At 67.1% G+C, this 24,698-nt stretch carries 22 protein-coding genes and 4 pseudogenes; 17 read left to right on the top strand and 9 right to left on the bottom strand.

What is annotated here, in order from left to right; translation table 11 throughout:
- Positions 1 to 11: 11 nt before the first annotated feature.
- Positions 12 to 980 carry a tripartite tricarboxylate transporter substrate binding protein gene (locus tag CNE_RS29965; RefSeq protein WP_013954054.1) on the bottom strand — a complete coding sequence of 323 codons (969 nt, stop codon included), beginning with the start codon at positions 978 to 980 and terminating at the stop codon, positions 12 to 14.
- A 49-nt stretch (positions 981 to 1,029) separates the two neighbouring features.
- A complete protein-coding gene (locus CNE_RS29960) occupies positions 1,030 to 2,193 on the bottom strand; it encodes a CaiB/BaiF CoA transferase family protein (RefSeq protein WP_013954053.1) in 1,164 nt (387 codons plus the stop codon).
- Between the two features lie 302 nt (positions 2,194 to 2,495).
- Between CNE_RS29960 and argG the strand changes: the two genes are divergently transcribed.
- The 5 genes from argG to ltrA all read left to right on the top strand — a co-directional run bounded on the left by argG (position 2,496) and on the right by ltrA (position 9,069).
- Positions 2,496 to 3,821: an argininosuccinate synthase gene (gene argG, locus CNE_RS29955; RefSeq protein ID WP_013954052.1), complete on the top strand. Its 1,326-nt coding sequence runs from the start codon at positions 2,496 to 2,498 to the stop codon at positions 3,819 to 3,821.
- 231 nt (positions 3,822 to 4,052) lie between these two features.
- Positions 4,053 to 5,393 carry an MFS transporter gene (locus CNE_RS29950; protein WP_013954051.1) on the top strand — a complete coding sequence of 447 codons (1,341 nt, stop codon included), beginning with the start codon at positions 4,053 to 4,055 and terminating at the stop codon, positions 5,391 to 5,393.
- A 17-nt stretch (positions 5,394 to 5,410) separates the two neighbouring features.
- Positions 5,411 to 6,004: an RBBP9/YdeN family alpha/beta hydrolase gene (locus CNE_RS29945; RefSeq protein ID WP_013954050.1), complete on the top strand. Its 594-nt coding sequence runs from the start codon at positions 5,411 to 5,413 to the stop codon at positions 6,002 to 6,004.
- A 66-nt stretch (positions 6,005 to 6,070) separates the two neighbouring features.
- Positions 6,071 to 7,234 carry a porin gene (locus CNE_RS29940; protein ID WP_013954049.1) on the top strand — a complete coding sequence of 388 codons (1,164 nt, stop codon included), beginning with the start codon at positions 6,071 to 6,073 and terminating at the stop codon, positions 7,232 to 7,234.
- Positions 7,235 to 7,590: 356 nt separating this feature from the next.
- Complete coding sequence (ltrA, locus tag CNE_RS29935; protein ID WP_013954048.1) at positions 7,591 to 9,069, top strand: group II intron reverse transcriptase/maturase; 1,479 nt, start codon at positions 7,591 to 7,593, stop codon at positions 9,067 to 9,069.
- A 218-nt stretch (positions 9,070 to 9,287) separates the two neighbouring features.
- On the opposite strand, the pseudogene CNE_RS40815 reads toward ltrA, so the two are convergent.
- Positions 9,288 to 9,449, bottom strand: a pseudogene (locus CNE_RS40815) (AraC family transcriptional regulator); the annotation flags it as partial.
- Positions 9,450 to 9,566: 117 nt separating this feature from the next.
- Between CNE_RS40815 and CNE_RS29925 the strand changes: the two are divergent.
- From CNE_RS29925 to CNE_RS29910, 5 genes are all read left to right on the top strand, one after another.
- Complete coding sequence (locus CNE_RS29925; RefSeq protein ID WP_013954046.1) at positions 9,567 to 10,625, top strand: BKACE family enzyme; 1,059 nt, start codon at positions 9,567 to 9,569, stop codon at positions 10,623 to 10,625.
- Between the two features lie 58 nt (positions 10,626 to 10,683).
- On the top strand, positions 10,684 to 10,884 hold the full coding sequence (locus CNE_RS29920; protein WP_013954045.1) for a DUF1289 domain-containing protein: 201 nt from the start codon (positions 10,684 to 10,686) through the stop codon (positions 10,882 to 10,884).
- Complete coding sequence (locus CNE_RS42935) at positions 10,881 to 11,282, top strand: DsbA family protein (RefSeq protein WP_330995910.1); 402 nt, start codon at positions 10,881 to 10,883, stop codon at positions 11,280 to 11,282. The genes CNE_RS29920 and CNE_RS42935 overlap by 4 nt, the downstream gene beginning before the upstream one ends.
- Before the next feature lie 69 nt (positions 11,283 to 11,351).
- Positions 11,352 to 11,597 carry a hypothetical protein gene (locus CNE_RS42290; RefSeq protein ID WP_228772797.1) on the top strand — a complete coding sequence of 82 codons (246 nt, stop codon included), beginning with the start codon at positions 11,352 to 11,354 and terminating at the stop codon, positions 11,595 to 11,597.
- 52 nt (positions 11,598 to 11,649) lie between these two features.
- Complete coding sequence (locus CNE_RS29910; protein ID WP_013954042.1) at positions 11,650 to 12,624, top strand: tripartite tricarboxylate transporter substrate binding protein; 975 nt, start codon at positions 11,650 to 11,652, stop codon at positions 12,622 to 12,624.
- Positions 12,625 to 12,660: 36 nt separating this feature from the next.
- Here the strand turns inward: CNE_RS29910 and CNE_RS29905 are convergent.
- Positions 12,661 to 12,996: pseudogene (locus tag CNE_RS29905) on the bottom strand (AMP-binding protein); the annotation flags it as partial.
- 281 nt (positions 12,997 to 13,277) lie between these two features.
- On the opposite strand from CNE_RS29905, the gene CNE_RS29900 reads away from it, so the two are divergent.
- The gene (locus tag CNE_RS29900) at positions 13,278 to 14,276 is read left to right on the top strand and encodes an AraC family transcriptional regulator (RefSeq protein ID WP_041228752.1); all 999 of its coding nucleotides are present in this window, start codon (positions 13,278 to 13,280) and stop codon (positions 14,274 to 14,276) included.
- A 12-nt stretch (positions 14,277 to 14,288) separates the two neighbouring features.
- On the opposite strand, the pseudogene CNE_RS29895 reads toward CNE_RS29900, so the two are convergent.
- Positions 14,289 to 15,115 (bottom strand): annotated as a pseudogene (locus tag CNE_RS29895) (LysR substrate-binding domain-containing protein); the annotation flags it as partial.
- Positions 15,116 to 15,192: 77 nt separating this feature from the next.
- Between CNE_RS29895 and CNE_RS29890 the strand changes: the two are divergent.
- A pseudogene (locus tag CNE_RS29890) lies at positions 15,193 to 16,261 on the top strand (alanine racemase).
- Positions 16,251 to 16,718, top strand: a complete 468-nt coding sequence (locus tag CNE_RS29885) for a RidA family protein (RefSeq protein ID WP_013954037.1) — start codon at positions 16,251 to 16,253, stop codon at positions 16,716 to 16,718. Before CNE_RS29890 ends, CNE_RS29885 begins: the two are co-directional and overlap by 11 nt.
- Here CNE_RS29885 and CNE_RS29880 read toward each other — a convergent pair.
- Positions 16,660 to 17,796, bottom strand: a complete 1,137-nt coding sequence (locus CNE_RS29880) for an NADH:flavin oxidoreductase (protein ID WP_013954036.1) — start codon at positions 17,794 to 17,796, stop codon at positions 16,660 to 16,662. The two genes, CNE_RS29885 and CNE_RS29880, sit on opposite strands and share 59 nt — an antisense overlap.
- The gene (locus tag CNE_RS29875; RefSeq protein WP_013954035.1) at positions 17,793 to 18,191 is read right to left on the bottom strand and encodes a RidA family protein; all 399 of its coding nucleotides are present in this window, start codon (positions 18,189 to 18,191) and stop codon (positions 17,793 to 17,795) included. Before CNE_RS29875 ends, CNE_RS29880 begins: the two co-directional genes overlap by 4 nt.
- A 144-nt stretch (positions 18,192 to 18,335) precedes the next feature.
- Between CNE_RS29875 and CNE_RS29870 the strand changes: the two genes are divergently transcribed.
- The 3 genes from CNE_RS29870 (at position 18,336) to CNE_RS29860 (ending at position 20,945) form a co-directional block, all read left to right on the top strand.
- Positions 18,336 to 19,223 carry a LysR substrate-binding domain-containing protein gene (locus CNE_RS29870; RefSeq protein WP_013954034.1) on the top strand — a complete coding sequence of 296 codons (888 nt, stop codon included), beginning with the start codon at positions 18,336 to 18,338 and terminating at the stop codon, positions 19,221 to 19,223.
- Between the two features lie 69 nt (positions 19,224 to 19,292).
- Positions 19,293 to 20,249 carry a prolyl aminopeptidase gene (pip, locus tag CNE_RS29865; RefSeq protein WP_013954033.1) on the top strand — a complete coding sequence of 319 codons (957 nt, stop codon included), beginning with the start codon at positions 19,293 to 19,295 and terminating at the stop codon, positions 20,247 to 20,249.
- Between the two features lie 42 nt (positions 20,250 to 20,291).
- Positions 20,292 to 20,945 (top strand): glutathione S-transferase family protein, encoded by a 654-nt coding sequence (locus CNE_RS29860; RefSeq protein WP_013954032.1) that lies wholly within the window; start codon positions 20,292 to 20,294, stop codon positions 20,943 to 20,945.
- Here CNE_RS29860 and CNE_RS29855 read toward each other — a convergent pair.
- The gene (locus CNE_RS29855; protein ID WP_013954031.1) at positions 20,903 to 22,210 is read right to left on the bottom strand and encodes an SGNH/GDSL hydrolase family protein; all 1,308 of its coding nucleotides are present in this window, start codon (positions 22,208 to 22,210) and stop codon (positions 20,903 to 20,905) included. The two genes, CNE_RS29860 and CNE_RS29855, sit on opposite strands and share 43 nt — an antisense overlap.
- A 134-nt stretch (positions 22,211 to 22,344) precedes the next feature.
- Between CNE_RS29855 and CNE_RS29850 the strand changes: the two genes are divergently transcribed.
- Positions 22,345 to 23,268, top strand: coding sequence for a LysR family transcriptional regulator (locus CNE_RS29850; protein WP_013954030.1), 924 nt, complete (start codon positions 22,345 to 22,347; stop codon positions 23,266 to 23,268).
- A gap of 20 nt (positions 23,269 to 23,288) precedes the next feature.
- Here the strand turns inward: CNE_RS29850 and CNE_RS29845 are convergent, their stop codons facing one another.
- Entirely contained in the window at positions 23,289 to 24,662 is a 1,374-nt protein-coding gene (locus tag CNE_RS29845) for an IS4 family transposase (protein ID WP_041228751.1), read from the bottom strand.
- Between the last annotated feature and the right edge of the window lie 36 nt (positions 24,663 to 24,698).

Raw genomic sequence — 24,698 nt, 5'->3', positions numbered from 1 at the left:
TTCCTTGTGGCTTACTGGAGCTTGGTGAAGTGGATGTCCTCGACGACTTGCTTCCAGTGCGCATTCTGCGCCCGGATCAGGTCGCCGAAGGCCTTGCGCGATGTCGGTGCCGGGACCGCGCCTTGTTTCTCGATGGCGGCGATCACCTCCGGCTCGGCCAATACCTGGCGCACCGCGTCGTTGAGCTTGTCGAGGATGGCAGCGGGCGTGCCCGCCGGTGCGCCCAGGCCGAACCACGACGGGTTGTTCATCGCCGGCAGCCCGGCCTCGGCATAGGTCGGCACATTGGGCAGCACCTTCAGGCGCTGCTTCGCGGCGACCGCCAGCGGCTTCAGGCGCCCACCCTGGATCAGGCCCGACGACGATGGGATATTGTCGAACACCACCTGGATCTGGCCCGCCACCGCATCGTTGAGCGCTGGGCCCAGGCCCTTGTACGGCACGTGCAGCATGCGCGTGCCGGTGGCGTTCATGAACAGCTCGCCGTTCATATGGCTCAGTCCGCCGTTGCCGGACGAGCCGAACGAGTACTTGCCGGGGTTGGCCTTCAGCAGCTTGATGAACGACTGCAGGTCCGTGGCCGGGAACGCCGGGTTGACCACCAGCACGTTGGGCACGTCGGCCAGGTTGCTGACCGGAGCGAAGTCCTTGACCGGGTCATAGGCGGTCTTCAGGTAGACATTGGGGTTGACCGCGTGCGAGCTCTCCACCTCCATCACCAGCGTGTAGCCGTCGGCCGGCTGCTTGGCCGCGTAGGCGCTGCCGACCGCGCCGCCGGCGCCCGGGCGGTTCTCGACCACCACCGGTTGCCCCAGCACCGGGCCCAGGCGCGTGCCGACGATGCGCGCGATGATGTCGGTGGTGCCGCCGGCGGCATAGGGGACGATCATCTTGATCGGCCGGTCGGGATACGCGCTTGCATGCGCGGCGCCGCTTGCGCATGCAGCCAGCAGCGCGATGGCGGTGAAGGTTGGTTTCATCGGTGTCTCCGTGTCAGTGTTTTCGGTCTTGTGGGTCGCTGCGCGCCGTTCAGCCTGCCGGGCTGTGTTCGCCCAGCAGCGGCGGCGGTGGCAGCGGCAGGTCGTGCCCGGCCAGCATCGGGTTGCGCACCATGGGCACTTTGCCCATGACGGGGTGTTCGGCCACCTGCATCAGCCCGCGGTGTTGCACCTGTGGGTGGGCGAAGACTTCATCCATAGTGTGGATCGGCCCCCAGGGCACGCCGGCCGCATCGAAGGCATCGGTCCACGCAGCGCGCGTGCGTGTGGGGAATAGATCGGTCAGCACGGCGCGCAGCGCGGGCAGGTGCTCAATGCGCGCGGAGTTGGTGGCGTAGCGCGGGTCCTGCGCAAGATCCGGCATGCCGGCCACGGCGCAGAAGCGCGCGAACTGGCTGTCATTGCCGATCGCCAGGATCAGGTGGCCGTCGGCGCAGCGGAACACTTCATAGGGCGCGCAGTTGGGATGGGCATTGCCGCTGCGCTGCGGGTTCTGGCCCGACACCAGGTAGTTGGCAGCCTGGTTGGCGTTAATCGCCACCGCGACATCGAGCAGCGCGATATCCAGGTGCGCACCCAGCCCGGTCGCCTGGCGCTGGTACAGCGCGGCCAGGACGGCGGAGGTGGCATACATGCCGGTGCTCAGGTCGACCACGGCGACGCCGGTGCGCAGCGGCCCGGCGCCGGGCGTGCCGTCGGGCTGGCCGGTGTAGCTCATCAGCCCGCCCATGCCCTGGAACACATAGTCATAGCCGGGTTTGTCCGCCATCGGCCCGCTCTGGCCGAAGCCGGTGATCGACAGGTAGACCAGGCGCGGATTGATCGCCTTGAGCGTGTCGTAGTCCAGCCCGTAGCGGCGCAGCGTGCCGACCTTGTAGTTCTCGACCAGCACGTCGGCCTCGCGCGCCAGCTCACGTACCTGCGCGGCGCCCTCGGGCGTGCCATAGTCGATCGCGACCGAGCGCTTGCCGCGGTTGCAGCAGATGAAGTAGCCAGACAGGCGCTGCGTGTCTCCGCTGCCCTCGGGCGCTTCCAGGTAGGGCGGGCCCCAGCCGCGGGTATCGTCGCCGCGCTCCGGGTGCTCGACCTTGGTCACCTCGGCGCCCAGGTCGGCCAGGTTCTGGGTACACCAGGGACCGGCCAGGATGCGCGACAAGTCCAGGACCCGGACTCCTTCCAGGGCGCGATGCAGCATGACGACTCCGCTTTCAGACAACAGTGCGGCGGAGTATAGGGAGGGGCCCAGGCGCGAACCAGTCGAGAGTTTTGAAAGGCGCGTTCGCGGGATTTGAATGGTCCGGCGGGCCCGGATGCAGGTGGCGCCGACGCCCCCGCCAGTCCCGGCGTTTGGCGCGTGGGCGCTGCCGTGTCACAATTCGCGTTTGGCACTGACTCGGCACGTGACTCGGCCGGCCGCGTCGCCGTGCTTCCCGCCGCCCCGGCGCGCGTATTGGAAGCCCGCCCAAGAGCCGACAAATTCACTTAGATTTTCTGGCGATGACTACCATCCTTCAGCACATTCCTTCCGGCCAGCGCGTCGGAATCGCCTTCTCCGGCGGCCTTGACACCAGCGCGGCGCTCCTCTGGATGCGCCAGAAGGGCGCCGTCCCCTACGCCTACACCGCCAACCTGGGCCAGCCCGACGAGCCCGACTACGACGACATCCCCCGCCGCGCCAAGGCCTACGGTGCCGAGGAAGCCCGCCTGGTCGACTGCCGCACGCAACTGGTGGCTGAAGGCATCGCCGCCATGCAGTGCGGCGCGTTCCACATCTCGACTGCCGGCATCACCTACTTCAACACCACCCCGATCGGCCGTGCTGTCACCGGCACTATGCTGGTTGCCGCAATGAAGGAAGATGGCGTCAACATCTGGGGCGATGGCAGCACGTTCAAGGGCAATGACATTGAGCGTTTCTACCGCTACGGTCTCCTGACCAACCCCGGCCTGCAGATCTACAAGCCGTGGCTGGACCAGCAGTTCATTGACGAACTGGGCGGCCGCGCCGAGATGTCGGAGTTCATGCGCCAGAACGGCTTCGACTACAAGATGTCGGCCGAAAAGGCATACTCGACCGACTCCAACATGCTGGGCGCCACCCACGAGGCCAAGGACCTGGAGCACCTGGATTCGGGCATCCGCATCGTCCAGCCGATCATGGGCGTGCAGTTCTGGCGCGATGACGTGGAAGTGAAGCGCGAAGAAGTCACCGTGCGCTTCGAGGAAGGCCAGCCGGTCGCGCTGAACGGCCAGACCTTCGCCAACAGCGTCGACCTGTTCATGGAGGCCAACCGCATCGGCGGGCGCCATGGCCTGGGCATGAGCGACCAGATCGAGAACCGCATCATCGAAGCCAAGAGCCGCGGCATCTACGAAGCCCCGGGCCTGGCGCTGCTGTTCATCGCCTACGAGCGCCTGATCACCGGCATCCACAACGAAGACACCATCGAGCAGTACCGCGACAACGGCCGTCGCCTGGGCCGCCTGCTGTACCAGGGCCGCTGGTTCGACCCGCAAGCCATCATGCTGCGCGAAACCGCCCAGCGCTGGGTGGCGGGCGCCATCACCGGCGAAGTCACCATTGAACTGCGCCGCGGCAACGACTACTCGATCCTGAACACCACCTCGCCCAACCTGACCTACAAGCCGGAACGGCTGACCATGGAGAAGGGCGAGTCGATGTTCACGCCGCTGGACCGGATCGGCCAGCTGACCATGCGCACGCTGGATATCGTCGACACGCGCGAGAAGCTGCAGACTTATGCCAAGAGCGGCCTGCTGTCGACCAAGGTCAGCGCCTCGCTGCCGAAGCTGGAAGACTGAGCTTCGCCGCGCCTCGCCTGACGGCGGGCCAGCGAGAAACCGGCACCTTCGGGTGCCGGTTTTTTTTGTCTCGGCGTTTTCCCCAGCTGTCCCGGAATGTCAAACGTACGTCCCGGAATATCAAACCGCACGGTCCCGATCGCCAGATACTGCCTGCGCTCGTCACCCTTCGGCGGCGGGCTGTGAACGCACGGCGGCGCGAAGACCGCCGGTCTGCTTCCGGAGACGCCCATGTCCAGACCCCGCCTTGCCCTTGCCGCAGAGTCGGCCACGCCGGCCCTGCCGGCTGCTGCCGGACCGCGCTATGCGTGGCTCGTCTTTGCGCTGACGTTCGCGCTGCTGCTGTCGGACTATATGTCGCGCCAGGTGCTCAACGCGGTGTTTCCGCTGCTGAAGGCCGAATGGCAGCTCGGTGATACGGAGCTGGGCGCGCTCGGCGGCGTGGTGGCGCTGATGGTGGGCGTGCTCGCGATTCCGCTGTCGCTGCTGGCCGACCGCTGGGGACGCGTGCGCAGCCTGATCCTGATGGCGGCGCTGTGGAGCCTGGCCACGCTGGGCTGCGCGGTGGCGGACAGCTTCGGCCAGATGTTCCTGGCGCGGCTTTGCGTTGGCATCGGCGAGGCGGCGTATGGCAGCGTGGGTATCGCGGTAGTGGTGTCGGTGTTCCCGCGCCATCTGCGCGCCAGCCTCAGCGCGGCCTTCATTGCCGGCGGTGCCTTCGGCTCGGTGCTTGGCATGGGGCTGGGCGGTGTCCTGTCGGCCCACTTTGGCTGGCGCATTGCCTTTGCCGGGATCGCCGGCTTCGGCCTGGTGATGGTGGCGCTCTACTACCTGACCATCAGCGAGCATCGGCTGCGCGGGCTCCAGCAACGCGTGAGCGCGGCCAACGGCGACGCGGCGGTCCCGGCCCGGCAACTGGAGCCGCGCCGGATCGTGCGCGAGCTGCTGACGGTGCCTTCCATGCTCTGCGCCTGCGCCGGCAGTGCGCTGCAGCTGCTGGTGATGGCGGCGCTGCTGGGCTGGCTGCCCAGCTTCCTGTCGCGCGACTACGGCATGGCGACCGGACGCGCCGGCGTGGCTGCGGCAATGCTGGTGCTGATGGCCGGCGTGGGCATGGTGGCCTGCGGAGCGCTGACCGACCGCGTGGCGCGGCGCGTGCCCGCGCGCAAATGGCAGATGGCCATCGCCTACAGCGTGATCTGCTGCGTCTTGCTGATGACGGCGTTCCGGCTGCCCGCGGGCCATGCGCAGCTGGTGCTGATCGGCGCGGGCATGCTGGTGGTGGGCGGCACCGCCGGCCCAGCCAGCGCGATGGTGGCCAACCTGACGCGGCCTGCCATCCATGCGACCGCGTTTGCCACGCTGACCCTGATCAACAACCTGCTGGGGCTGGCACCGGGTCCGTTCCTCACCGGCGTGCTGGCCGACCACATCGGCCTGACCGGCGCGCTGCAATGGATTCCGCTTGCCGGTGCGGCCGCGGCCCTGCTGTTCTGCCTCGGCCGCCGGCGCTATGCGGCGGACCTGCGCCGCCTGGATGGCCACGCTGTGCCTGACGTTGTTCCTGCCTGACTCCTTCCAATCCGACCATGACTGCTACACCCACCCACACTGTCCTGATGGTGCCGGGCCTGCGCGACCACGTCGCCGAGCACTGGCAAACGCTGCTGCAAGCCGAACTGCAGGCGCAGGGGCGCGACGTCCGCTGCGTGCCGCCGCTGGAGCACGACAAGCTCAGTTGCGCGGCCCGCCTCGCCGCGCTCGATGCCGCGCTGGCGGACATCGACAAGCCGGTCGTGCTGGTCGCGCACAGCGCCGGCGTGATGATCACCGTGCACTGGGCGGCGCGGCACCAGCGCCGAATCCTGGGCGCGCTGCTGGTGACGCCGCCGGATTTTTCGCAGCCGCTGCCGCCCGGCTATCCGGCGCAGGACACGCTGGTGCAGGGGGGCTGGCTGCCGACGCCGCTCGCGCCCTTGCCGTTCCCCAGCCTGGTTGCTGCCAGCGGAAACGACCCACTGGCCAGCCATGCGCGTGTCGCGGAGATGGCCGCCGCATGGGGCAGCCGGCTGGTGGACCTGGGCAACGTCGGCCACCTCAACCCTGCCGCGGGCTACGGCCCGTGGCCGCGTGCCCATGACTTGCTGGCGGAGCTGGGCACCCTGGTCACGCACGATTCGTGACCCGCCGCGTCCGCGGCACAACAAAAGAATCCGGCCGCAAAGGCCGGGCAACCAAGGAGGAGATGAATGAAAACCAGAAGCACCGTGATGGCCTTGATGCTGGGCTGCCCGCTAGCGGCCGCCGCGCAATCGTCCGTCACGCTGTATGGCGTGGCGGACGTCAACGTCGAATACGTGAACCGCGTCGGCGCTGTGCCCGTTGCCACTAACGGCTTCAACCCAGGGCCGGGCGACAAGGTGTTCCGGATGGCGTCGGGCGGGCTGTCCGGGTCGCGCTGGGGCCTGCGCGGCGCGGAAGATCTTGGTGCGGGATGGCAGGCGTCGTTCGTGCTGGAAAGCGGTTTCAGCCTGGACAACGGCACCATGCAGCAGAGCGGTCGCCTGTTCGGCCGCCAGGCCTTTGTCGCCCTGCAGCACGCCGGCATCGGCCAGCTCAGCCTGGGCCGCCAGTACACGTCGATCTTTGAAGCGCTGGCGAACTTCTCGCCTACCGCCTACGCCACGCAATATGAACCGGTGGTGCTGCAGGCGGGCGCCAATTTCCGCGAGGACAACACGGTCAAGTACACCGGCCAGTTCGGCCCGCTGACGGCGCGGGCGCACTGGTCGTTCGGCGTCGGGCTGGCGCTGCCGCAGACTGTTGGTATTGCCACCCCGATCGGCGGCAATGGCGAAGTGCCCGGACAGTTCCGGCGCGACACCGCCTACGGGGCCTCGCTGGCGTATGCCACCGGGCCGTTCGGCGCCACCATCGGCTATGACCAGTGGAACCCCACCATCGGCACCAGCAATGGCACCGTGCGCAAGGCCGTCGTGGCGGCCAGCTACGCCTTTGGCCCGGCCAAGATCATGGGTGGCTATCGCTGGGGTCAGAACAAGAATGCCGCCGACGTGGTGATCCAGCGGGACGACTACTACTGGATCGGCGCCAACTATCAGGTCACCCCGGCCGTGGGGCTGACGCTGGAGTACAACTACGACAATGTCAGGAGCCTGTTTGGCAATACGGAAGTGGCCAATCCGTGGCAGGTTGCCTTTGTCGCCAACTATGCGTTTTCGCGGCGCACGGATGTGTACCTGTCGACGGCCTATGCTCGCAATGCCGGCCTGATGCTGGAGTCGCTTGCCACGGTCTATGCCAACAGCCTGTCGCTGGGCAACAGCTATGCCGCGGCCAACGGGCAGCGCAGCATGGTTGGCGTGGCTTTGGGGATGCGGCACAAGTTCTGAGTGCGCCGGGAGACCGGCAAGGAGTAGGTGGTGAAAGTCCACTACGATGAAGGAATAGCGAACCACATCGGCCCCGAGCCGTGCGCAGGCTACCGTGAGGTGGTCGGCGAAGCGTCGGTAGGGGAGCGTGTGGGCCAGCCATTGAGCCGCGATAGTTGTGTTGTTCCGGGTGCCGACGCGGTTCAGAACGCGGAAGGCAACATGAAGGGGCGCGTGAACGCGAGTGCCTCGACGACCCGGCGTGGTCAAAGACCCTGGCACGCACGGACGCTCCTTGCGCGGGAACCGGGAGGTCTCGCGTCTGGCCAGTCGCAGCATGGGCTGGTCCGCATCGGGAAGGCGAGGAGCCGTAGCCGATGATGAACGGACGGGAGAAGTCAGACTCCGCCGTAGTAGCGAAGAAACCTGCGAACAACGCCGGGAGACCGACTGCGGAGTGGGTGGAGCGAAGGGCGGGGACCAAGGGGAACACGGGTCAATCCAACACGTGCCGGGCACAGAACCGGGTAAGCGTGCCACAGGGATTGGTACGTGTACGTCAAGCTGCAAGGCAGCGGAAGAAGGAGCGGTTCACCGCGCTTCTGCACCACGTCACGGTCGACCGGCTTCGGGAGTCGTTTTATGCGCTCAAACGCAACGCGGCACCAGGAGTGGATGGCATGACGTGGCGGTACTACGAAGCGGGACTGGAAGAGCATCTTCAGCGTCTGCACACGCAGGTACTCAGCGGAGCGTATCGGGCACTGCCCGTTCGGCGGCAGTACATACCCAAGCCGGACGGCAAGCAGCGCCCATTGGGGATTGCCGCACTGGAAGACAAAGTCGTCCAGCGCGCGGTGGTTGAAGTGCTAAATGCGATCTACGAGGAAGACTTTCTCGGTTTCTCGTACGGGTTCCGACCCGGACGCAGTCAGCATGATGCGCTGGACGCGTTGGCAACGGCCATCATCCGCACCCCGGTGAACTGGATTTTAGACGCCGACATCCGGAGTTTCTTTGACTCGGTCAGCCAGGACTGGCTGGTTCGATTCGTGGAGCATCGGATCGGCGACGAGCGCATCATTCGTCTTGTGCGGAAATGGCTCAAGGCGGGCGTTTTGGAGAATGGAGAACTGAACGTCAGTGAAACAGGTACACCGCAGGGGTCAGTGGCGTCGCCACTGTTCGCGAACGTGTATATGCACTACGTGTTTGATCTCTGGGCCAACCGGTGGCGACGGCGGGAAGCTAAAGGCAACGTCATTATTCTGCGGTACGCAGATGATGTTGTGGTTGGCTTCGAGCACGAAGCTGACGCGCGGCGCTTCTGGGACGCGATGCGACAGAGGCTGGAGGAGTTCTCGCTTGTGCTTCATCCGGACAAGACGAGGTTACTGGAGTTTGGTCGCAACGCAGCGGCCAACCGCCAGCGTCGAGGTCTTGGCCGACCGGAGACCTTCGCCTTCCTGGGTTTCATCTTTATCTGCGGACGATCGCGTCGGGGTGCCTTCCAGTTGCAGAGGAAGACCCGAGGTGATCGCATGCGGGCGAAGCTCAGGCAGATCAAGGAGGACCTGCGGCGGCGCATGCACGAACCGATTCCTGCGCAAGGAAAATGGCTCAGGCAGGTGGTGCGCGGATACTTCGCGTACCACGCAGTACCAACGAACTCGCGAGCACTCGGCGCCTTCCGTTACCACATTGTTGACCTCTGGCGGCGGGCGCTCCGGCGCCGCAGCCAAAAGGATCACATGACGTGGACGCGGGTCGAGCGGATCGCGGATGCCTGGCTCCCACAGCCTCGAATCCTTCATCCATGGCCCGACCGGCGCTTTGACGTCAAACACCCGAGGTAGGAGCCGTATGCCCGAATCGGGCTCGTACGGATCTGTGCGGGGGGTGCTCAGTAATGGGCATTCCTACCGCGATTCCGGGCTTAGCGGCCCGCCCGATGCTCGTCTTCGCCGCCGCGCCGCTTGTGCGCCGGCGGCTTTTCTATTGCGCCGCCTGCGCACGCCTCGCCGACACGCTGCATCCAATACGCTCGCTGAACCACCGCGAAAACGCGCTCAGTCAGCAAGCCGCCCACCGACGCCGCGGGAATGCGGATATCGGGATCGAGCAGGACCGAGCGGTTGATCTTTGCCGCCCTCAGCTGCTGGTATGGATCCAGCCCCAGCGAACGCGCGACTTCCACGTAATTGGTCAGGCTGGCACTGCGCAGATAGTAGGACATGGGGGCAGATTCCGTGCTTTCCCTGAGTCTCCCGAAATGTAAATCTAATGTCCCGGATCGTCAAATTGCGAGCAGTCGTTCGCCGATACTCCAATCACTAACCAACTGGAGCCATCCGTGCAATTCCTTGACGATTCCCTGCACCCCGAGAACATGGACAAGGTGGTGATCACCGTGGCCCCGTATGGCCCGGAGTGGATGCCGCAGGACTTTCCCGAGGACATCCCCGTCACCATGGAAGAACAGGTCCAGAAAGCCGTCGACTGCTACAACGCCGGCGCCACGGTGCTGCACCTGCACGTGCGCGAACTCGACGGCAAGGGCTCCAAGCGACTGTCCAAGTTCAACGAGCTGATCGCCGGCGTGCGCGCCGCGGTGCCGGACATGATCATCCAGGTCGGCGGCTCGATCTCGTTTGCGCCGGAAGACGACGGCCAGGCGGCCAAGTGGCTGTCCGACGACACCCGCCACATGCTGGCAGAGCTGGAGCCCAAGCCCGACCAGGTGACCGTGGCGATCAACACCACGCAGATGAACATCATGGAGTTGCTCTATCCGGAATACCTGAAGGGCACCTCGCTGGAACACCCGGCCTATCAGGCCGCCTATCGCGAGATGACGGTGCCGGCCGGTCCGGGCTGGGTTGAGGAGCACCTGCGCCGGCTGCAGGCGTCGGGCATCCAGCCGCATTTCCAGCTGACCGGCATGCACGCGCTGGAAACGCTGGAACGGCTGGTGCGCGCCGGCGTCTACACCGGCCCGCTGAACCTGACCTGGATCGGCATCGGCGGCGGCTTTGATGGCCCCAACCCGTTCAACTTCTTCAACTTCGTGCACCGCGCGCCGGACGGCTGCACGCTGACCGCGGAGTCGCTGCTGAAGAACGTGCTGCCGTTCAACATGATGGCGATGGCGATGGGCCTGCACCCGCGTTGCGGCATCGAAGACACCATCATCGACCAGTACGGCAACCGCATGACCTCGGTGCAGCAGATCGAGCAGTGCGTGCGCGTGGCGCATGAACTGGGCCGCGAGATCGCATCGTGCAAGGAAGCCCGCGAGATCTACCGCATCGGCACCTGGTACGACAGCGCTGACGCCACGCTGGAAGCCAATGGCATGGCGCCCAACCGCAAGGCGGGGCAGAAGAACCTGCCGCTGCGCGCAGCCGCCTGACCCTGGCCGCGGGGCCGGCATACCGGCCGGCCCTTGCCATGCACTACCGGAGTTCGTGATGCATCACCCTGACGCCCTCATCAATCCCTGCATCAACATCTGCCGCATGGACCTCGCCAACCGCTATTGCCAGGGCTGCGCCAGGACACGGCTGGAAATCGGGCGCTGGGCGCAGATGAGCGAAGCCGAACGCGCGCAAGTGCTGGCGGCGGCGCCGGCCCGCCGCGGGCAGCGTGCCGCTACGGGCGCTCTGTCATGAGCCAGCCCGCCTCCCTCTTCATCCAGGTCGGGTTCGACCTGGTCTGCCCCTGGTGCATGATCGGCAAGCGCCATCTTGAAACAGCGCTGGCGCAGCTGGCCCAGCAACGGCCCGATGTAGCGGTCACGGTCGAATGGCGCAGCTGTCCCCTGTTTCCGACGCTGCCGCCGGCCGGCATCCCCCAATCGCAAGTTCAGACTGGCGCGGCTTGGCAGCGCCGAAGCCGTGGCGCTGCGGCAGGCGCAGGTATGCGCCGCGGCGCGAGAGGCCGGCATCACGCTGGAACCCGACCGCATCGAGGTGCTGCCGAACACCGTGCTTGCGCATCGCCTGATCCGGTATGCGCGCCAGGCTGGTGGCGAAGCGGCCGCATCCGCGCTGATCGACTGGTTGTTTGAAGGGTACTTCCTGCGCGGTGAGGACCTCGGCGATCCGCGCGTGCTGCACGCGGCAGCGATCGCCTGTGCATGCCGATGCCGCAAGCGGCGGCGCCGGCCATTGCGCAAGACCTGGCGTGGCTGCCGCCGCTGCATGGCGAGGAGGTGCCGCTACCCAATCCCGGCCTGGGCGTGCCGCGCTTCGTGATCAACGGTGCGCCGCCGATCGCCGGCGCCAGGCCGCCGCGTGCCTTGCTGGAGGCAATGCTCCGGGCGCTGGCCCGCGCGTCTCCCGCTTCCCCACACCTGCCAGGCATCGCGCTCACCACACGGTGACGCCATGCCGGCAACGCTGGACAGAAGATCCATACTACATAAGGGAGACAACATGCCCACCCACCCTACATTCCTGCTGCGCATCGCCGCCGTGGCTGCCGGCCTGGCGCTGGCGGCCCCCGCTGCCATGGCCTGGACCAGCAAGCCGGTCCGGATGCTGGTGCCCGCCCCCGCGGGCGGCACCATGGACGTGCTCGCCCGCCTGCTGGCAGACCAGCTGTCGGCGGACCTTGGCCACCCCGTGGTGGTCGACAACAAGCCGGGCGCCGGCGGCGGCATTGCCATCACCACCATGCTGGCTGCGCCCGCCGATGGCCAGACCATCATGGTCACCGCCAGCAATGTGCTGACCGAGATCCCGCATGTGCTCAAGCAGGGGTTCGACCCGCTGAAAGACGTCAGGCCCATCGCCGCCGTGGCGCGTTCGCGCATGGTGATGATTGGCGCGCCTGGTCTGCCGGCCAAGGACCTGAAGAGCCTGGTCAGCTACGCCCGGGCCAATCCGGGCAAGCTCAGCTTTGCCTCGTACAGCGCCGGCACCGCTTCGCACTACGCCGGCATGATCATGAACCAGAAGGCCGGGATCGACTTGCAGCATGTGCCCTTTGCCGGTTCCGCGCCGGCGCTGACGCAGGTGATGGGCAATCAGATCGCGGTGATGTACGACGGCATGGTGACCTCGCTGCCGATGATTCGTGCCGGCAAGGTGCAGGTCTATGCCGTGGCGTCGAAAAGGCGCTCGGCGCTGCTGCCGCAGGTGCCGACCTTTGCGGAATTGGGCTACCCCGACATGGACTTCAGCAACTGGGTGGGCGTGATTGCGTCGTCGAAGCTGTCGCCCGAACTGGCCGAGAAGATCCACGCGGCTGCCTACAAGGCCGCGGCTTCCGCCAAGGTGCGTGACCGGATGGAGGCGCTCGGCTATGAGCCGTTGTCAGCGCAGCCCCTGCCGCAACTGAGCGAATCAGTGCGCGCGGAGTTCGAGCGCAATGCCGGCATCGTCAAGGCGTTCAATATCCAACCCTGAGTCCGTTCCCGGCAACGCAAAAGGGCAGCCTCATCCGAGGCTGATGTCGCGATGGCTGTAGCACACGCCCTTGGGATCGCCGGTGGTGCCCGTCGTGTAGAAGGTGACCGCGCGGGTGTTCTCGTCGAATTCGGGGAAGTCGAAGTCGGACGAGGCCGCGCTCAGCAGGGCCTCATACTCGCCGCCGAACGGCAGTGATGTCGGCGGAACGTGCTGGCCGTCGGCCAGCAGGACAAAGCTGCGCACGCTGGTCAACTGGCAGCGGATCTCTTCCATCACCGGCAGGAAGTCCGGATGGAGCAGCACCACCTCGGCGCCGGAATCGTTCAGCGTGTACAGGATCCGCTGCGCCGACAGCCGCACGTTGACCGACCTGTCCCGGGCCCGGCTCGCCCGCTTCCATGTGTTCGTAGCGCAGCACTTCAGCGCCGCCGGTCTCGTATATGCGGACAACATTTGCCATTGTCTTGTCTCCTGGAGTCTCGTTGGTGCGGAACACGCTGCACATGCAGAGAACTGTAGGGATTGCTGCCCCGGCCGGCGTTGCATTAACTCCCGATGACTTTGCATTTCATGCCATGCGGCCCTATGATCGCTGCTGCGGCGGGCAGACCGCGCCCCCGATTGACATCTCATCGCAAGGCAACTCTGGCTTGGAAACCCTGATACGTGCTGCCGCACTGACCAACTTCCTCGAGGTTTCGCGCGACCTCGGCCTGGACCCGCAGCCGTTGCTGCGCCAGGCGCGGCTGCGGCGGGCCTGGCTGGACGATCCCGACCAGCGCGTCCCGGTCAGCGCCTGCGTGGCGCTGCTGGAAGCCGCCGCGCAGGCGTCGGCCTGCCCGACCTTCGGGCTGCGCATGGCGGAGTCGCGCCAGCTGTCGGACTTTGGCGTGATGAGCCTGCTGATCAGCCAGCAGCCCACGCTGCGTGCCGCGCTGGCCACCACCATCCGCTACCGGCACCTGGTCAACGATTCGGTGGCGCTGTTGCTTGAGGATGCCGGCAGCGCGGTGGTCATCCGGCAGGAAGTGCTCAGCGACGCGCCTTCGCGGCAGGCCACTGAGCTGGCCATCGGTGTCGTCTTCCGCATGTGCGCGCTGCTGCTGGGCCCGCGCTGGCAGCCGATCGGCGTGAGCTTCACGCATGCGGCGCCGGCCGACCTGCGCATCCATCGCCGCCTGTTCGGTTGCCCGCTGGAATTCAACGCGGACAGCAATGGCATCATCTGCCGCGCCGCCGATCTCGACGCGCCGAACCCGACGGCGGACCCGGTCATGGCACGCTACGCGCAGCAGTTCATCGACACGCTGCCCCGCGCCAACCCGCAGTCCATCGGCCATGAAGTGCGCGCCGCGATCTACCTGATGCTGCCGATGGGCCGCGCCACCTGTGAAGCCGTGGCGGAAGGCCTGGGCCTGAGCCTGCGCACCATGCAGCGCCAGCTCGACGACGCGGGCGAGACCTTCACGGAGATCCTGAACGACGTGCGGCGCGAACTGGCGCGACGGTACGTGGAGAATCCGCGCTATTCGCTGCTGCGGGTGTCGCAGTTGCTGGGGTATGGGTCGGCCAGTTCGTTTACACGGTGGTTTTCGGCGCAGTTCGGGATGGCGCCGGCCAACTGGCGCAGGGATCATGCGGCGGGGTAGCGGGAAAAGGCGTCAGCCTGGTGGACGGGCCCGGCGTGCTGGCACCTGGTCCTGCTTGCCGCTTCCCAGTGCCTCTTCCAGGAACTGCATCAGCGCCTGCACGCGGGCCGTGCGTCCCCGTCGCGAAGGAACCAGCAGCGTCACCGGTGCGCTGTCGAATTCCCAGTCTACCAGCACGCGCACCAGCACGCCGCGCGCCACCGCGTCGGCGGCGTCCCATTCCGAGCGCAGCACCAGTCCCAGCCCCTGTTCGGCCCAGGCCCGCGCCACGCTGCCGTCATTGCTGGTGTAGGCCGGCACCACGCGCACGCTCTCGCGCGCTGATGCACGTCGCCGGGTGCCAGCCCGGCGCAAGCGCCAAAGCGTCACGTCCTCGTCATTCTCGCGGATGCAGATACAGGCATGCTCGAGCAAGTCGCGCGGCACGGCGGGCGTGCCGCGCTGGCGCAGGTAGGCAGGGCTGGCGCATAGCCAGCGCGTATTGGACGCAAGCGTGCGCGCAATCCAGGACGAGTCGCGCACGGCGCCGATATGGATGACGGCGTCCGAGTCATGCCGGTCGGGCCAGGGCGTTTCGCGTAGGTCAAGCTGCAGGCGCAGGCCGGGATGCAACTGGGCGAAGCGCGCCAGCAGCGGGGCCACATGGTGGCGCCCGTACCCGAACGGCGCGGCAATGCGCAGCGTGCAGTCAGCCGGCTGTCCTCGCGCCGGAACGATTCAGGCAAGGCGTCGAGCTGTGCCAGCAGGGACGCACCCTCGCGCGCGAAGCGCTCACCCTCCGGCGTCAGGCTCAGCCGCCTGGCGGTGCGGGTCGCCAGCGCCAGGCCCAGTGTCGCCTCACCAACGACAACATCCTGATTCCTCCGCCACGCTGCGCAGCCTGGAAACGCCTGCGGCAGTGATCGACACCCCGCGCATGCTGCGCAATATCCACCGCATGCAGGCGCGCATGGATGCGCTCGGCGTGCGCTTCCGTCCGCATGCCAAGACCAGCAAATGCACGCCGGTTGTGCGCGCGTAGATCGATGCGGGCGCGAGCGGCATCACCGTCTCCACGCTGAAGGAAGCCGCGCACTTCTTCGACGCCGGCATCACCGACATCCTCTACGGCGTGGGCACGGTGGCGAGCAAGCTGCCCCAGGCGCTGGCGCTGCGCCGCCGCGGCTGCGACCTCAAGATCCTGACCGACAGCGTGGAGTCCGCCCGCGCCATCGTCGCCTTCTGCAACGCACACCGCGAGGCCTTCGAGGTCTGGATCGAAATCGATACCGATGGCCACCGCTCCGGCATCCTCCCCGACGACCCCGCGCTGATCGACGTGGCGCGCGTCCTGCATGATGGCGATGTGCGCCTGGGCGGGGTGATGACGCACGCCGGCTCCAGCTATGACCTGGACACGCTCGCGGCGCTTGCGGCCATGGCCGAGCAAGAGCGTGCCGGCTGCGTGCGCGCCGCCACGCGGCTGCGCGAGGCGGGCCTGCCGTGCGCGGAGGTCAGCGTGGGCTCGACCCCGACCGCGCTGTCGGCAGCCAGCCTGGAGGGCGTGACCGAGGTGCGCGCGGGGGTCTATGTGTTCTTTGACCTGGTCATGCGCAATGTCGGCGTCTGCACCGAAGACGAGGTGGCGCTGAGCGTGCTGACCACCGTGATCGGACACCAGCCGGAAAAGGGCTGGGCCATCGTCGATGCCGGCTGGATGGCCATGAGCCGCGACCGTGGCACGCAGAAGCAGAAGCACGACTTCGGCTACGGCCAGGCCTGCGCCATCGACGGCACCGTCATGCCCGGCTACGTTCTCAGCGGCGCCAACCAGGAGCTCGCGCCAAGGCACGGCTGATCCGGATATCGCTGCACGCTTGCCCGTCGGCACGGTGCTGCGCATCCTGCCCAACCACGCCTGCGCCACCGGGGCGCAGTTTCCCACCTACCACGCCATTGCCGAGGATGGCGCGGCCACCGAATGGAGCCGTCTGCATGGCTGGTAAGCACAACGATGAACACGGGGCGGTACGCACAGTCAGTCCCGCTTCGCTCGCCGCACCAGGCGGCCACTACAGCCATGCCACGGTCGCCGGCGGCCTGGTCTTTATCTCCGGCCAGTTGCCGATTGCACCGGACGGGCACAAGCTGGTCGACGCGTCGTTCGCCGCACAGGCGCAACAGGCGCTGGCCAACGTCGAGGCCGCACTGCTTGCCGCCGGCAGCAGCATCGCGGCGCTGGTACAGGTGCGCGTCTACGTGGACACGATGGACAACTGGCCCGCCTTCAACGCGATCTACGCCGCATGGGCTGGCGACGCGCGGCCGGCCAGGGCCGTGGTGCCCACCGGCCCGCTGCATTTCGGGCTGAAGGTCGAGGTGGAGGCCGTGGCGGTTGTGACCGTCAGCCCGGCGTCACCGCCTGGCGGCCTGCTTCGCGCAGCGCCAGCTCGGCATCCTTGATGTTGCCCAGCGGCGCGAGAACGGCCGCATCGAATGGCCGTACCGGCTGACCCTCGCGCACCAGCACCGGCCAGTCCGGATTCGCAAGGGCGCCGCGACCGAGCGCGACCAGCGTGGCGCCATCGTCCAGCAGGCCGGTCGCGCGCGATGGCTCATGCAGGCTGCCGTTGGCCACGATCGCGAGCCCGGGCGCGGCACGGCGTGCAAGCTGCACCAGCGTCGCGCCGTCGTCCGCGAAGGCGGGCATCCATGCCTCGTACTCCGTCACGTGGAGGTAGTCCACGGCGCTCGCCCCAAGCGCGGAGAAAACGGCGGCCGCGCCCTCCGCGCCTTCCGGCCACTTGTGGACGAAATCGTTCACCTTGCCTTGCGAGATGCGCACGCCGACGGGGAAGCCCGTACCCACGGCAACGCGCACCGCGCGGACGGTTTCCAGCGGCAGGCGCATGCGTTGCGCGATGCTGCCGCCCCAGGCGTCCTGGCGTTGATTTGTATAGCCCGTCAGGAACTGGTCCAGCAGATAGCCATTGGCACCGTGGATTTCAACGCCGTCGAAACCCGCGTCACGGGCCAGCCGGGCGGCCTGCGCAAAGCCTTCGATGGCCTGCAGGATGTCTGCCTCCTCCATGGTGCGCGGCATCCGGTATGGACCCTTGCCGGCATACACGGTCATCTGCTGCCCCTTGGGCTGCACGGCCGAGGGCCCGACCGTGTCGTCGCGGAAGCGGTTGGCTTGCGACAGCGCACCGGCATGCATCAGCTGCGCCACGATGCGCCCGCCCTGCTGGTGGACCGCGGCAACGACCTGGCGCCAGGCGGCGACTTGCTGCGCGTCCGTCAGACCGGGCTGGCCCGCATAGCCCTGGGCGTAGGCACGGTCGGTATAGATGCCCTCCGTGACGATGAGGCCAAAGCCGCCGCGGGCGAAGCCTGCGTAGTAGCGGGTCATGGCCTCGGTGGGAACGCCTGCGGCGGTGGCGCTGATGCGCGTCATCGGCGCCACCGCGAGCCGGTTGCGCAGCAGCACGCCGTTCAGCGCCAGCGTATCGAACAGCGAGGGGGTGGCGGGCGTGGTCATCGCGCAGCCTCTGTGGCCAGGGCGATGGCTTCGATCTCGATCTTCGCGTCCGGCGAGTAGAGCGCCGAGACCTCGACGATGGTGTCGGCCGGATAGGGGGCAGAGAACCATTTGCGGCGCAGTTCGACGATCTTCGGGAAGTGTGCCATCGACGTCAGGAAGATCGTCACCTTCACCACGCGGTCCAGCCCCGAGCCGCCCGCCTGCAGCGCGCGCCTGAGGTTGCTGAATGCCTGCTCGGCCTGGGCATCGAAGTCGTCACGGCCCACGATGGCGCCATCGTCGCCCACCCCGGCCTGGCCGGAAACAAAGAGGAAGCCGCCGGCCCGGATGGCTTGCGAAAGCAAATAGGGGGCATAGGGGTCGGGTTTGGTGTGGACTTGTTCCAGTGGCATTGCTGACTCCGGTAGATGATTTAGTAGAATTCACCTGATCGCCTGAGGGGCCATCCGATAGGTTGAGTATCGGAGCGGGACGAGGCCGCGACAAATGGTCGCTTTTCAGTCGATACATGAATACATCTCATCTAAGGAGGAGGCTTGCGCAAACTGCCGCCCCTGAGTGCCCTGCGCACCTTCGAAGCCGCCGCCCGGCGCGCCAGCTTCAAGCACGCGGCGGACGAACTGCACGTCACGCCGACGGCGGTCAGCCACCAGATCCGCTTGCTGGAAGAGAGCCTTGGCGTGAAGCTGTTCGAACGCCAGACCCGCAAGGTGCGCCTGACGCCTGCCGGGCATCAGTTGTTCCCCGCGGTGCGGGACGGCCTGGACGGGATGGAGCGCGCCGTGCTGGCGGTGCAGCGCAGCGGACAGACCAACGTTGCCACGCTGACATCGACGGTTGCCTTCATGGCCAAGCGGCTGGCACCACGTGCCGGCCAGTTCCGCGCGGCCTACCCTGACTGGACGCTGCGCCTGGATGCGTCGGACCAGATCGTCGACCTGGACAACGATGCGGACGCTGCCATCCGCTACGGAAGCGGCGACTACCCGGGCCTGGTGGTCGAGCCGTTGTTCTGCGACCGGTTTGCGCCGGTCTGCAGCCCGGGCCTGAAACTGGCCAGCATGCAGGATCTGAAGCACGCCACGCTGGTGCACTTCGAGTGGGGCGCCGGCGCACGCGATAACGAGCGCGCGCCGGTCTGGCGCCAGTGGCTGGCGCACGCCGGCGTCGAGGTCACCGATCCGCATGCCGGCCTCAGCTTTACCGACGAGATCCACGCCGTGCAGGCCACCATCGCGGGGCAGGGGGTCGGCCTGCTCAGCCTGACGCTGGTCGCGGAAGAGCTGGCCTCGGGCGTGCTGGTGCAGCCGTTCGGGCTGTCGCTGGAGAGCTTCCGCTATGACCTTGTCTACAGCGAGCGCGCCGCGGAGCGTCCCGCCACGCGGCTGCTGAGGGACTGGGTGAAGACGGTGTTCGCCGGTTAAGGGCTGGGCTACTGTTTGCCGTTCCCTCCGGCGTACACTGTGGCTCCCGATCTCCGTAGACCCATATCCATGCCTGCCCTGCGCACCCTCTATCCTGAAATCGAGCCCTATGAAACCGGCACGCTGGATGTCGGCGACGGGCATGTCATCTACTACGAGCGAGTGGGCACGCCCGGTGCCAAGCCGGCGGTGTTCCTGCATGGCGGGCCGGGTGGCGGGATTTCCGCGGACCACCGGCGGCTGTTCGACCCGGCGCGCTATGACGTGCTGCTGTTCGACCAGCGCGGCTGCGGGCGTTCGACGCCGCATGCGGGGCTGGAGGCCAACACCACGTGGCATCTGGTCGACGATATCGAGCGCCTGCGCGTGCTGGCCGCCGTGGAGCGCTGGTTGGTGTTCGGCGGCTCATGGGGCTCGACGCTGGCACTGGCCTACGCGCAGAAGCACCCGCAGCGCGTCAGCGAGCTGGTGCTGCGTGGCATCTACACGGTGTCGCAGGCGGAGCTGGATTGGTATTACCAATACGGCGTGTCCGAGATGTTCCCCGACAAGTGGGCGCGTTTCCAGGCGCCGGTGCCCGAGGCCGAGCGCGGCAACATGATGGCCGCCTACCGCAAGCTGCTGACCGGTGACGACCAGGACAAGCAGGTGGAAGCGGCGCGCGCATGGAGCGTGTGGGAAGGCGAGACCATCACGCTGCTGCCGGACGCCGGCAACAGCGCCAAGCATGACGACGGGCACTTTGCGCTGGCGTTCGCGCGGCTGGAGAACCACTACTTCACGCACCGCTGCTGGCTGGAAGACGGGCAACTGCTGCGTGACGCGCACAAGCTGGCCCACATCCCCGGCGTGATCGTGCACGGCCGCTATGACATGCCGTGCCCGGTGCGCTATGCCTATGCGCTGCACCAGGCGTGGCCCAATGCCGATTTTCACCTGATCGAAGGCGCCGGCCATGCGTGGACCGAGCCGGGCATCATGGACCAGCTGATTGCCGCGACCGATCGCTTTGCGGCGCAGCAGTAGTCGCGCGCCGACCACCACCGAAGATCACCACCGGAGACCACGATGGAGCTTTACGCCCACCCGTTTTCATCCTATTGCCAGAAGGTTCTCGTTGCGCTGTACGAGAACGCCATTCCCTTCGAGTTCAGGATGCTGTCGCCAGAACACGCGCAGAACATGGACGAACTCGCCAGGCTGTGGCCGCTCAAGCGCATGCCGATGCTGGTGGACGGCAGCCGCACGGTGCTCGAATCGAGCATCATCATCGACTACCTGGACCAGCATCACCGCGGCCCCGTGCGCTGGCTGCCGGAGTCGCCCGACGCCGCGCTGGAAGTGCGCATGCTCGACCGCTTCTTCGACCAGTATGTGATGACGCCGATGCAGCGCATCGTGGCCGACTACCTGCGCCCGGCGGAGCACCGCGATGCTTATGGCGTGGCCGAGGCACGCAAGTTGCTCGATTCGGCCTACGCGTGGCTTGAGTCAACGCTGGCCGGCCGGGAATGGGCCGCGGGTGACGCCTTTACGCTGGCCGATTGCTCGGCCGCGCCGTCGCTGTTCTATGCGGACTGGGTGCATCCGATCCCCGATGCGTGCGGCAACGTGCGCGCCTACCGCAACCGGCTGCTGGCGCGGCCATCGTTCGCGCGCGCGGTGGACGAGGCACGGCCCTATCGCCGGCTCTTCCCGCCGGGTGCGCCGGACCGGGACTGACGGGCAAGCTCAGGCAGCGTCAGCCCGATCTGCGCCGCCATGGCGCGATAGCCCGCGTCGCCGGGATGCAGGTGGTCGCCGCTGTCGAACGCCGGCAGCAGCGCCTGCGGGCGCGCGGGATCGCGCACCGCGGCGTCGAAATCCGCCACCGCATCGAACGCGCCGCCGTTGCGGATCCAGTCGTTGACCGCCAGCCGCACCGCTTCCTTTCCCGGGCTGTCATAGCCGCGGATCGGCGTATCGCGCAGCGCCCCCGCAAACGGCGTGATGGTGGCGCCGATCACGCGCACGCCGCGCGCATGGGCGCGCGCGATCAGGCGGCGGTAGCCCTCGATCAACTCGGCGGCCTGCGGCACCGCATCGCCCGGTGCAAAGGTGGAGCCCGGCCAGGCGATATCGTTGATGCCGATCGCCGCGATCACGGTGCGCACGTGCGGCTGGCTCAGTGCGTCGCGATCCAGCCGCGCCAGTGCGGACACCCCCATGCCATCGCGCAGCAGCCGCCCGCCGGAGATGCCCGCATTGAGCACAGCCACGCCGTTGCCGGCCGCACGCTGTGCCAGCACGTCCGGCCAGCGGCGGTTGGTGTCGGGGGTGGAGCCGTTGCCTTCGGTGATCGAATCCCCGACGGCCACCACGGCACCGGTATACCCGGGCGCATCGACCTGCACCTCGCTGAGCAGGATGCGCGCGCTGAACGACTGCGGCGCAGGCAGCGTGGCCTGCGTGGTCGCGTTGCCGGCCGCGAGCCACGCGGTCTGGCGCCCATCCCAATGGAACGACTCGATCGCGGTGGCTTGCGGCAGGTAGAGGCTGAGTGCCAGTTCGCCCAGCGCCGGGGCGTCGATGGCGACCGGATCGCTTGCCACGGACTGGCCCGCCGGGATGATCACCGACGCGCTGCCGCCGAACGTCACCGCGCGGCTGCCCGCCGCATCGATGCTGCCGCCGCCGGCATGGCGCGCGAGTTGCGCCGCGCCGACCGCGACCGGGTGGCGGCCGTAGGGGTTGGACAGCACCACGCGCACGCGCTTGCCGCCCACGCTGAGCCGCACCACCTGGCGCAGCGTCTGGCCGGACAGCACCGTGGGCACGCCGGTCGGCAGCGGCTGGGCGCCGGGCTGCCACACCGGCTGCTGGCTTGCCATCCAGCTGGTCAGCCAGGTTGGGTCCTGCAAGGGGCTGGCCAGTGCCGCGGTGCTGGCGAGGGTGGCGGAGAACGTCAGCGCAGTCAGGCAGCGCAGGATGCGGGGAATGCGGAACATGGGTTTGCCTCGGCTCGTGGACCGGCGTTGGTGCCGGGATGACGCCCAAGGTAGGGCATTCCAGAAATGACAGGTAGCAGGCAGAATGGCATATCGCTCATTCCGCGATGGAATGAATGGGCACAAGGAACGGCATGGACACCATCAGGGCAATGCAGGTCTTCGTGCGCGCCGTGGAGCTGGGCAGCCTGTCGGCGGTGGCGCGCGAGCAGCAGTCGACCCAGCCGACCATCAGCAAGGTCGTGGCCGCGCTGGAGAAAGACATGGGCGTGCGGCTGCTGGAGCGCAGCACCACCAGCCTGTCGCCGACCGAGGCGGGGCGGCGCTTCTATGAGCGCGCGCGCCGCGTGCTGGATGAATACGGCGAGGCGGTCAGTGATGCGCGTGGCATGTCCGGGCACCCGGCCGGGCGGGTGCGCGTCAGCGCGCCGGCCAGCTTCGGCGTGCTGCGGCTTAATGCGCTGGTGCTGGCGTTCCAGCAGCGCTATCCGGAGGTGGAGGTGGAGTTGCTGTTCGACGACCGCTTTGTCGACCTGGTGGAGGAGGGCGTCGACATCGCGGTGCGCCTCGGCGCCTCGCTGCCGCCCAACGTGGTCGCGCGCCGCATCGCGGTGTCGCCGCGGCTGCTGGTGGCCTCGCCCGATTACCTCGCACGCCATCCGCGTATCCGGCAGCCAGCCGACCTGGCGCGGCACCAGATCCTGCGCTTCACCTGGCTGGCCGCTGGCGACGAGATCGTGCTCGACGGGCCCGGCGGGCAGGCGCCGGTCAGCGCGCCCTGCCGCTACCGCGTCAACAACTCGCTGGCGATGCGCGAGAGCTTCCTGGCCGGCGTCGGCTTTGGCATGACGCCGGCATGGCTGGTGCAGGACCTGCTCGACAGCGGTGCCTTGCAGCACGTGTTGCCACGCTGGAGCGGTCCGGCGCAGGAAGCCTTCCTGGTCTATCCGTCGCGGCGCTACCAGCCGGCGCGGGTGCGGGTGTTGCTGGACTACCTGGCGCAGGCGATTGCGGGGTTGCCGGGGTTGACCAGGTGCGCGGCAAGCCTCGGCCTTTAGGCCTGAGCTTTACCCACATCCTATGGACCTGAACTGAAGATGCGGAACATTTCGGTAATCTCGTGGAGGACGAAGAAGCCTCGCCAGATAACCGTGGCGCCGGGCGGAGGATCACTGCGGCGATTCAGGTAGCCACCCAGCGTGGCGATCCACAGTACTGCCTGATTCAGCGATGGCGCTTTGTCCGGTGGCCGGGTGGTTCGGTGTACGCGGCAATACAGAGCCTGCCATTCGATGGGCTGAAGGACTACCTCGCAGGGCAACTCGCCATCAAGGCGAGCCAGTAGAGTCGTGTACAGAATGCGCCAGGCGATTACGGCAAACAGGGAGGTGGCCCGCACGAAGCGTTCCAGTGTACCGAATTGGCGGGCCTCGATACGGCAGCCACTCTTGAGCACACGGTGCCAGGTCTCGATGGTCCAGCGCCGCGCATACCACTGAAGCCGCTCAAGAGCCTGCTCAGGCGAGTGCGTGGGCACCGAACTGAGTAGCATCCATTCGAGCGGCTCGATACCGGCGGGCGGTTCGTCCTCGATGACATGCACAGCGAAGACATTCTGCTCGGGCAAGCCAGCCCGCGTCTGAGGTGGTTGCAGGCGAACGGGCGCGTATCGCAGCGTCAGGCGGGCCGTGCGTAGGGTGCGTGCACCTCTGGCCGGAATCAGCAACTCGGTGTAGCCTGTCGCAGGGGTGTCCAATACCGCTTGCCAGAGATAGCGCTGGGGATGGCGGGCACAGCGATTCCATGCTGCGCGCACCAGCCAGTCCACTCCGTCTGGTCGCTCGGCAGCAAACAGTTCATACACATCGCTTTCGCGATCTCCGATCCCTACCAGTTGGGTCTGTGCACAGCGCGACTTCAGCGCAGACAGATGGGCAAGACCCTCGATCCACTTAGCGCTTTCTTTTTCGTGGACGGGTCGGGACTTGCGCTGCGCAGCACTACCTTTGGTTGCTTCAGCGCGTGTCCACGTCTTCATGCCCAGCACCCCAAGCGGCAGCCCCTCTGGACTGACTGCCAGCAGGCTGTGCATCAGGAAACCACGCTCATTGCCACCGGTACAGCGACCTAAGCCCTCTGTGGCGTGCAGGTGCGTCAGATTGAATTCGGTCGTATCCTGTATTGCCAGCACCACTGGCAACTGTTCCATGCGGTGCAACGTCTGTGCAATATGCGGCGCCAGCACGCCGTTGGTATCGACCTGATCGTTATCGAAGAAGCGGTAGGCCGCCTTCAGTTCAGCTGGTGACAGGGCCTGGGGGAGCGAAGTGTGTGGACTGATGGCCAGCTGCCGGGCCAGCGCGACCAGTCGCTGCGACAGGCGAGCATCGCCGAGACTCGCCTCTGCGAATTCTTCGCTAGCCCAGTCTGCCGTGTCGTCTCTGATCGCCAATCCGCTGCAACAACATAAATAGGATGGGCGAAAGTT

Source organism: Cupriavidus necator N-1 (assembly GCF_000219215.1).
In the GTDB taxonomy this organism is placed as follows: Bacteria; Pseudomonadota; Gammaproteobacteria; order Burkholderiales; family Burkholderiaceae; genus Cupriavidus; species Cupriavidus necator.
Note: the sequence above shows the minus strand (reverse complement) of the source record. Positions and strands in the feature narration are given on the sequence as shown.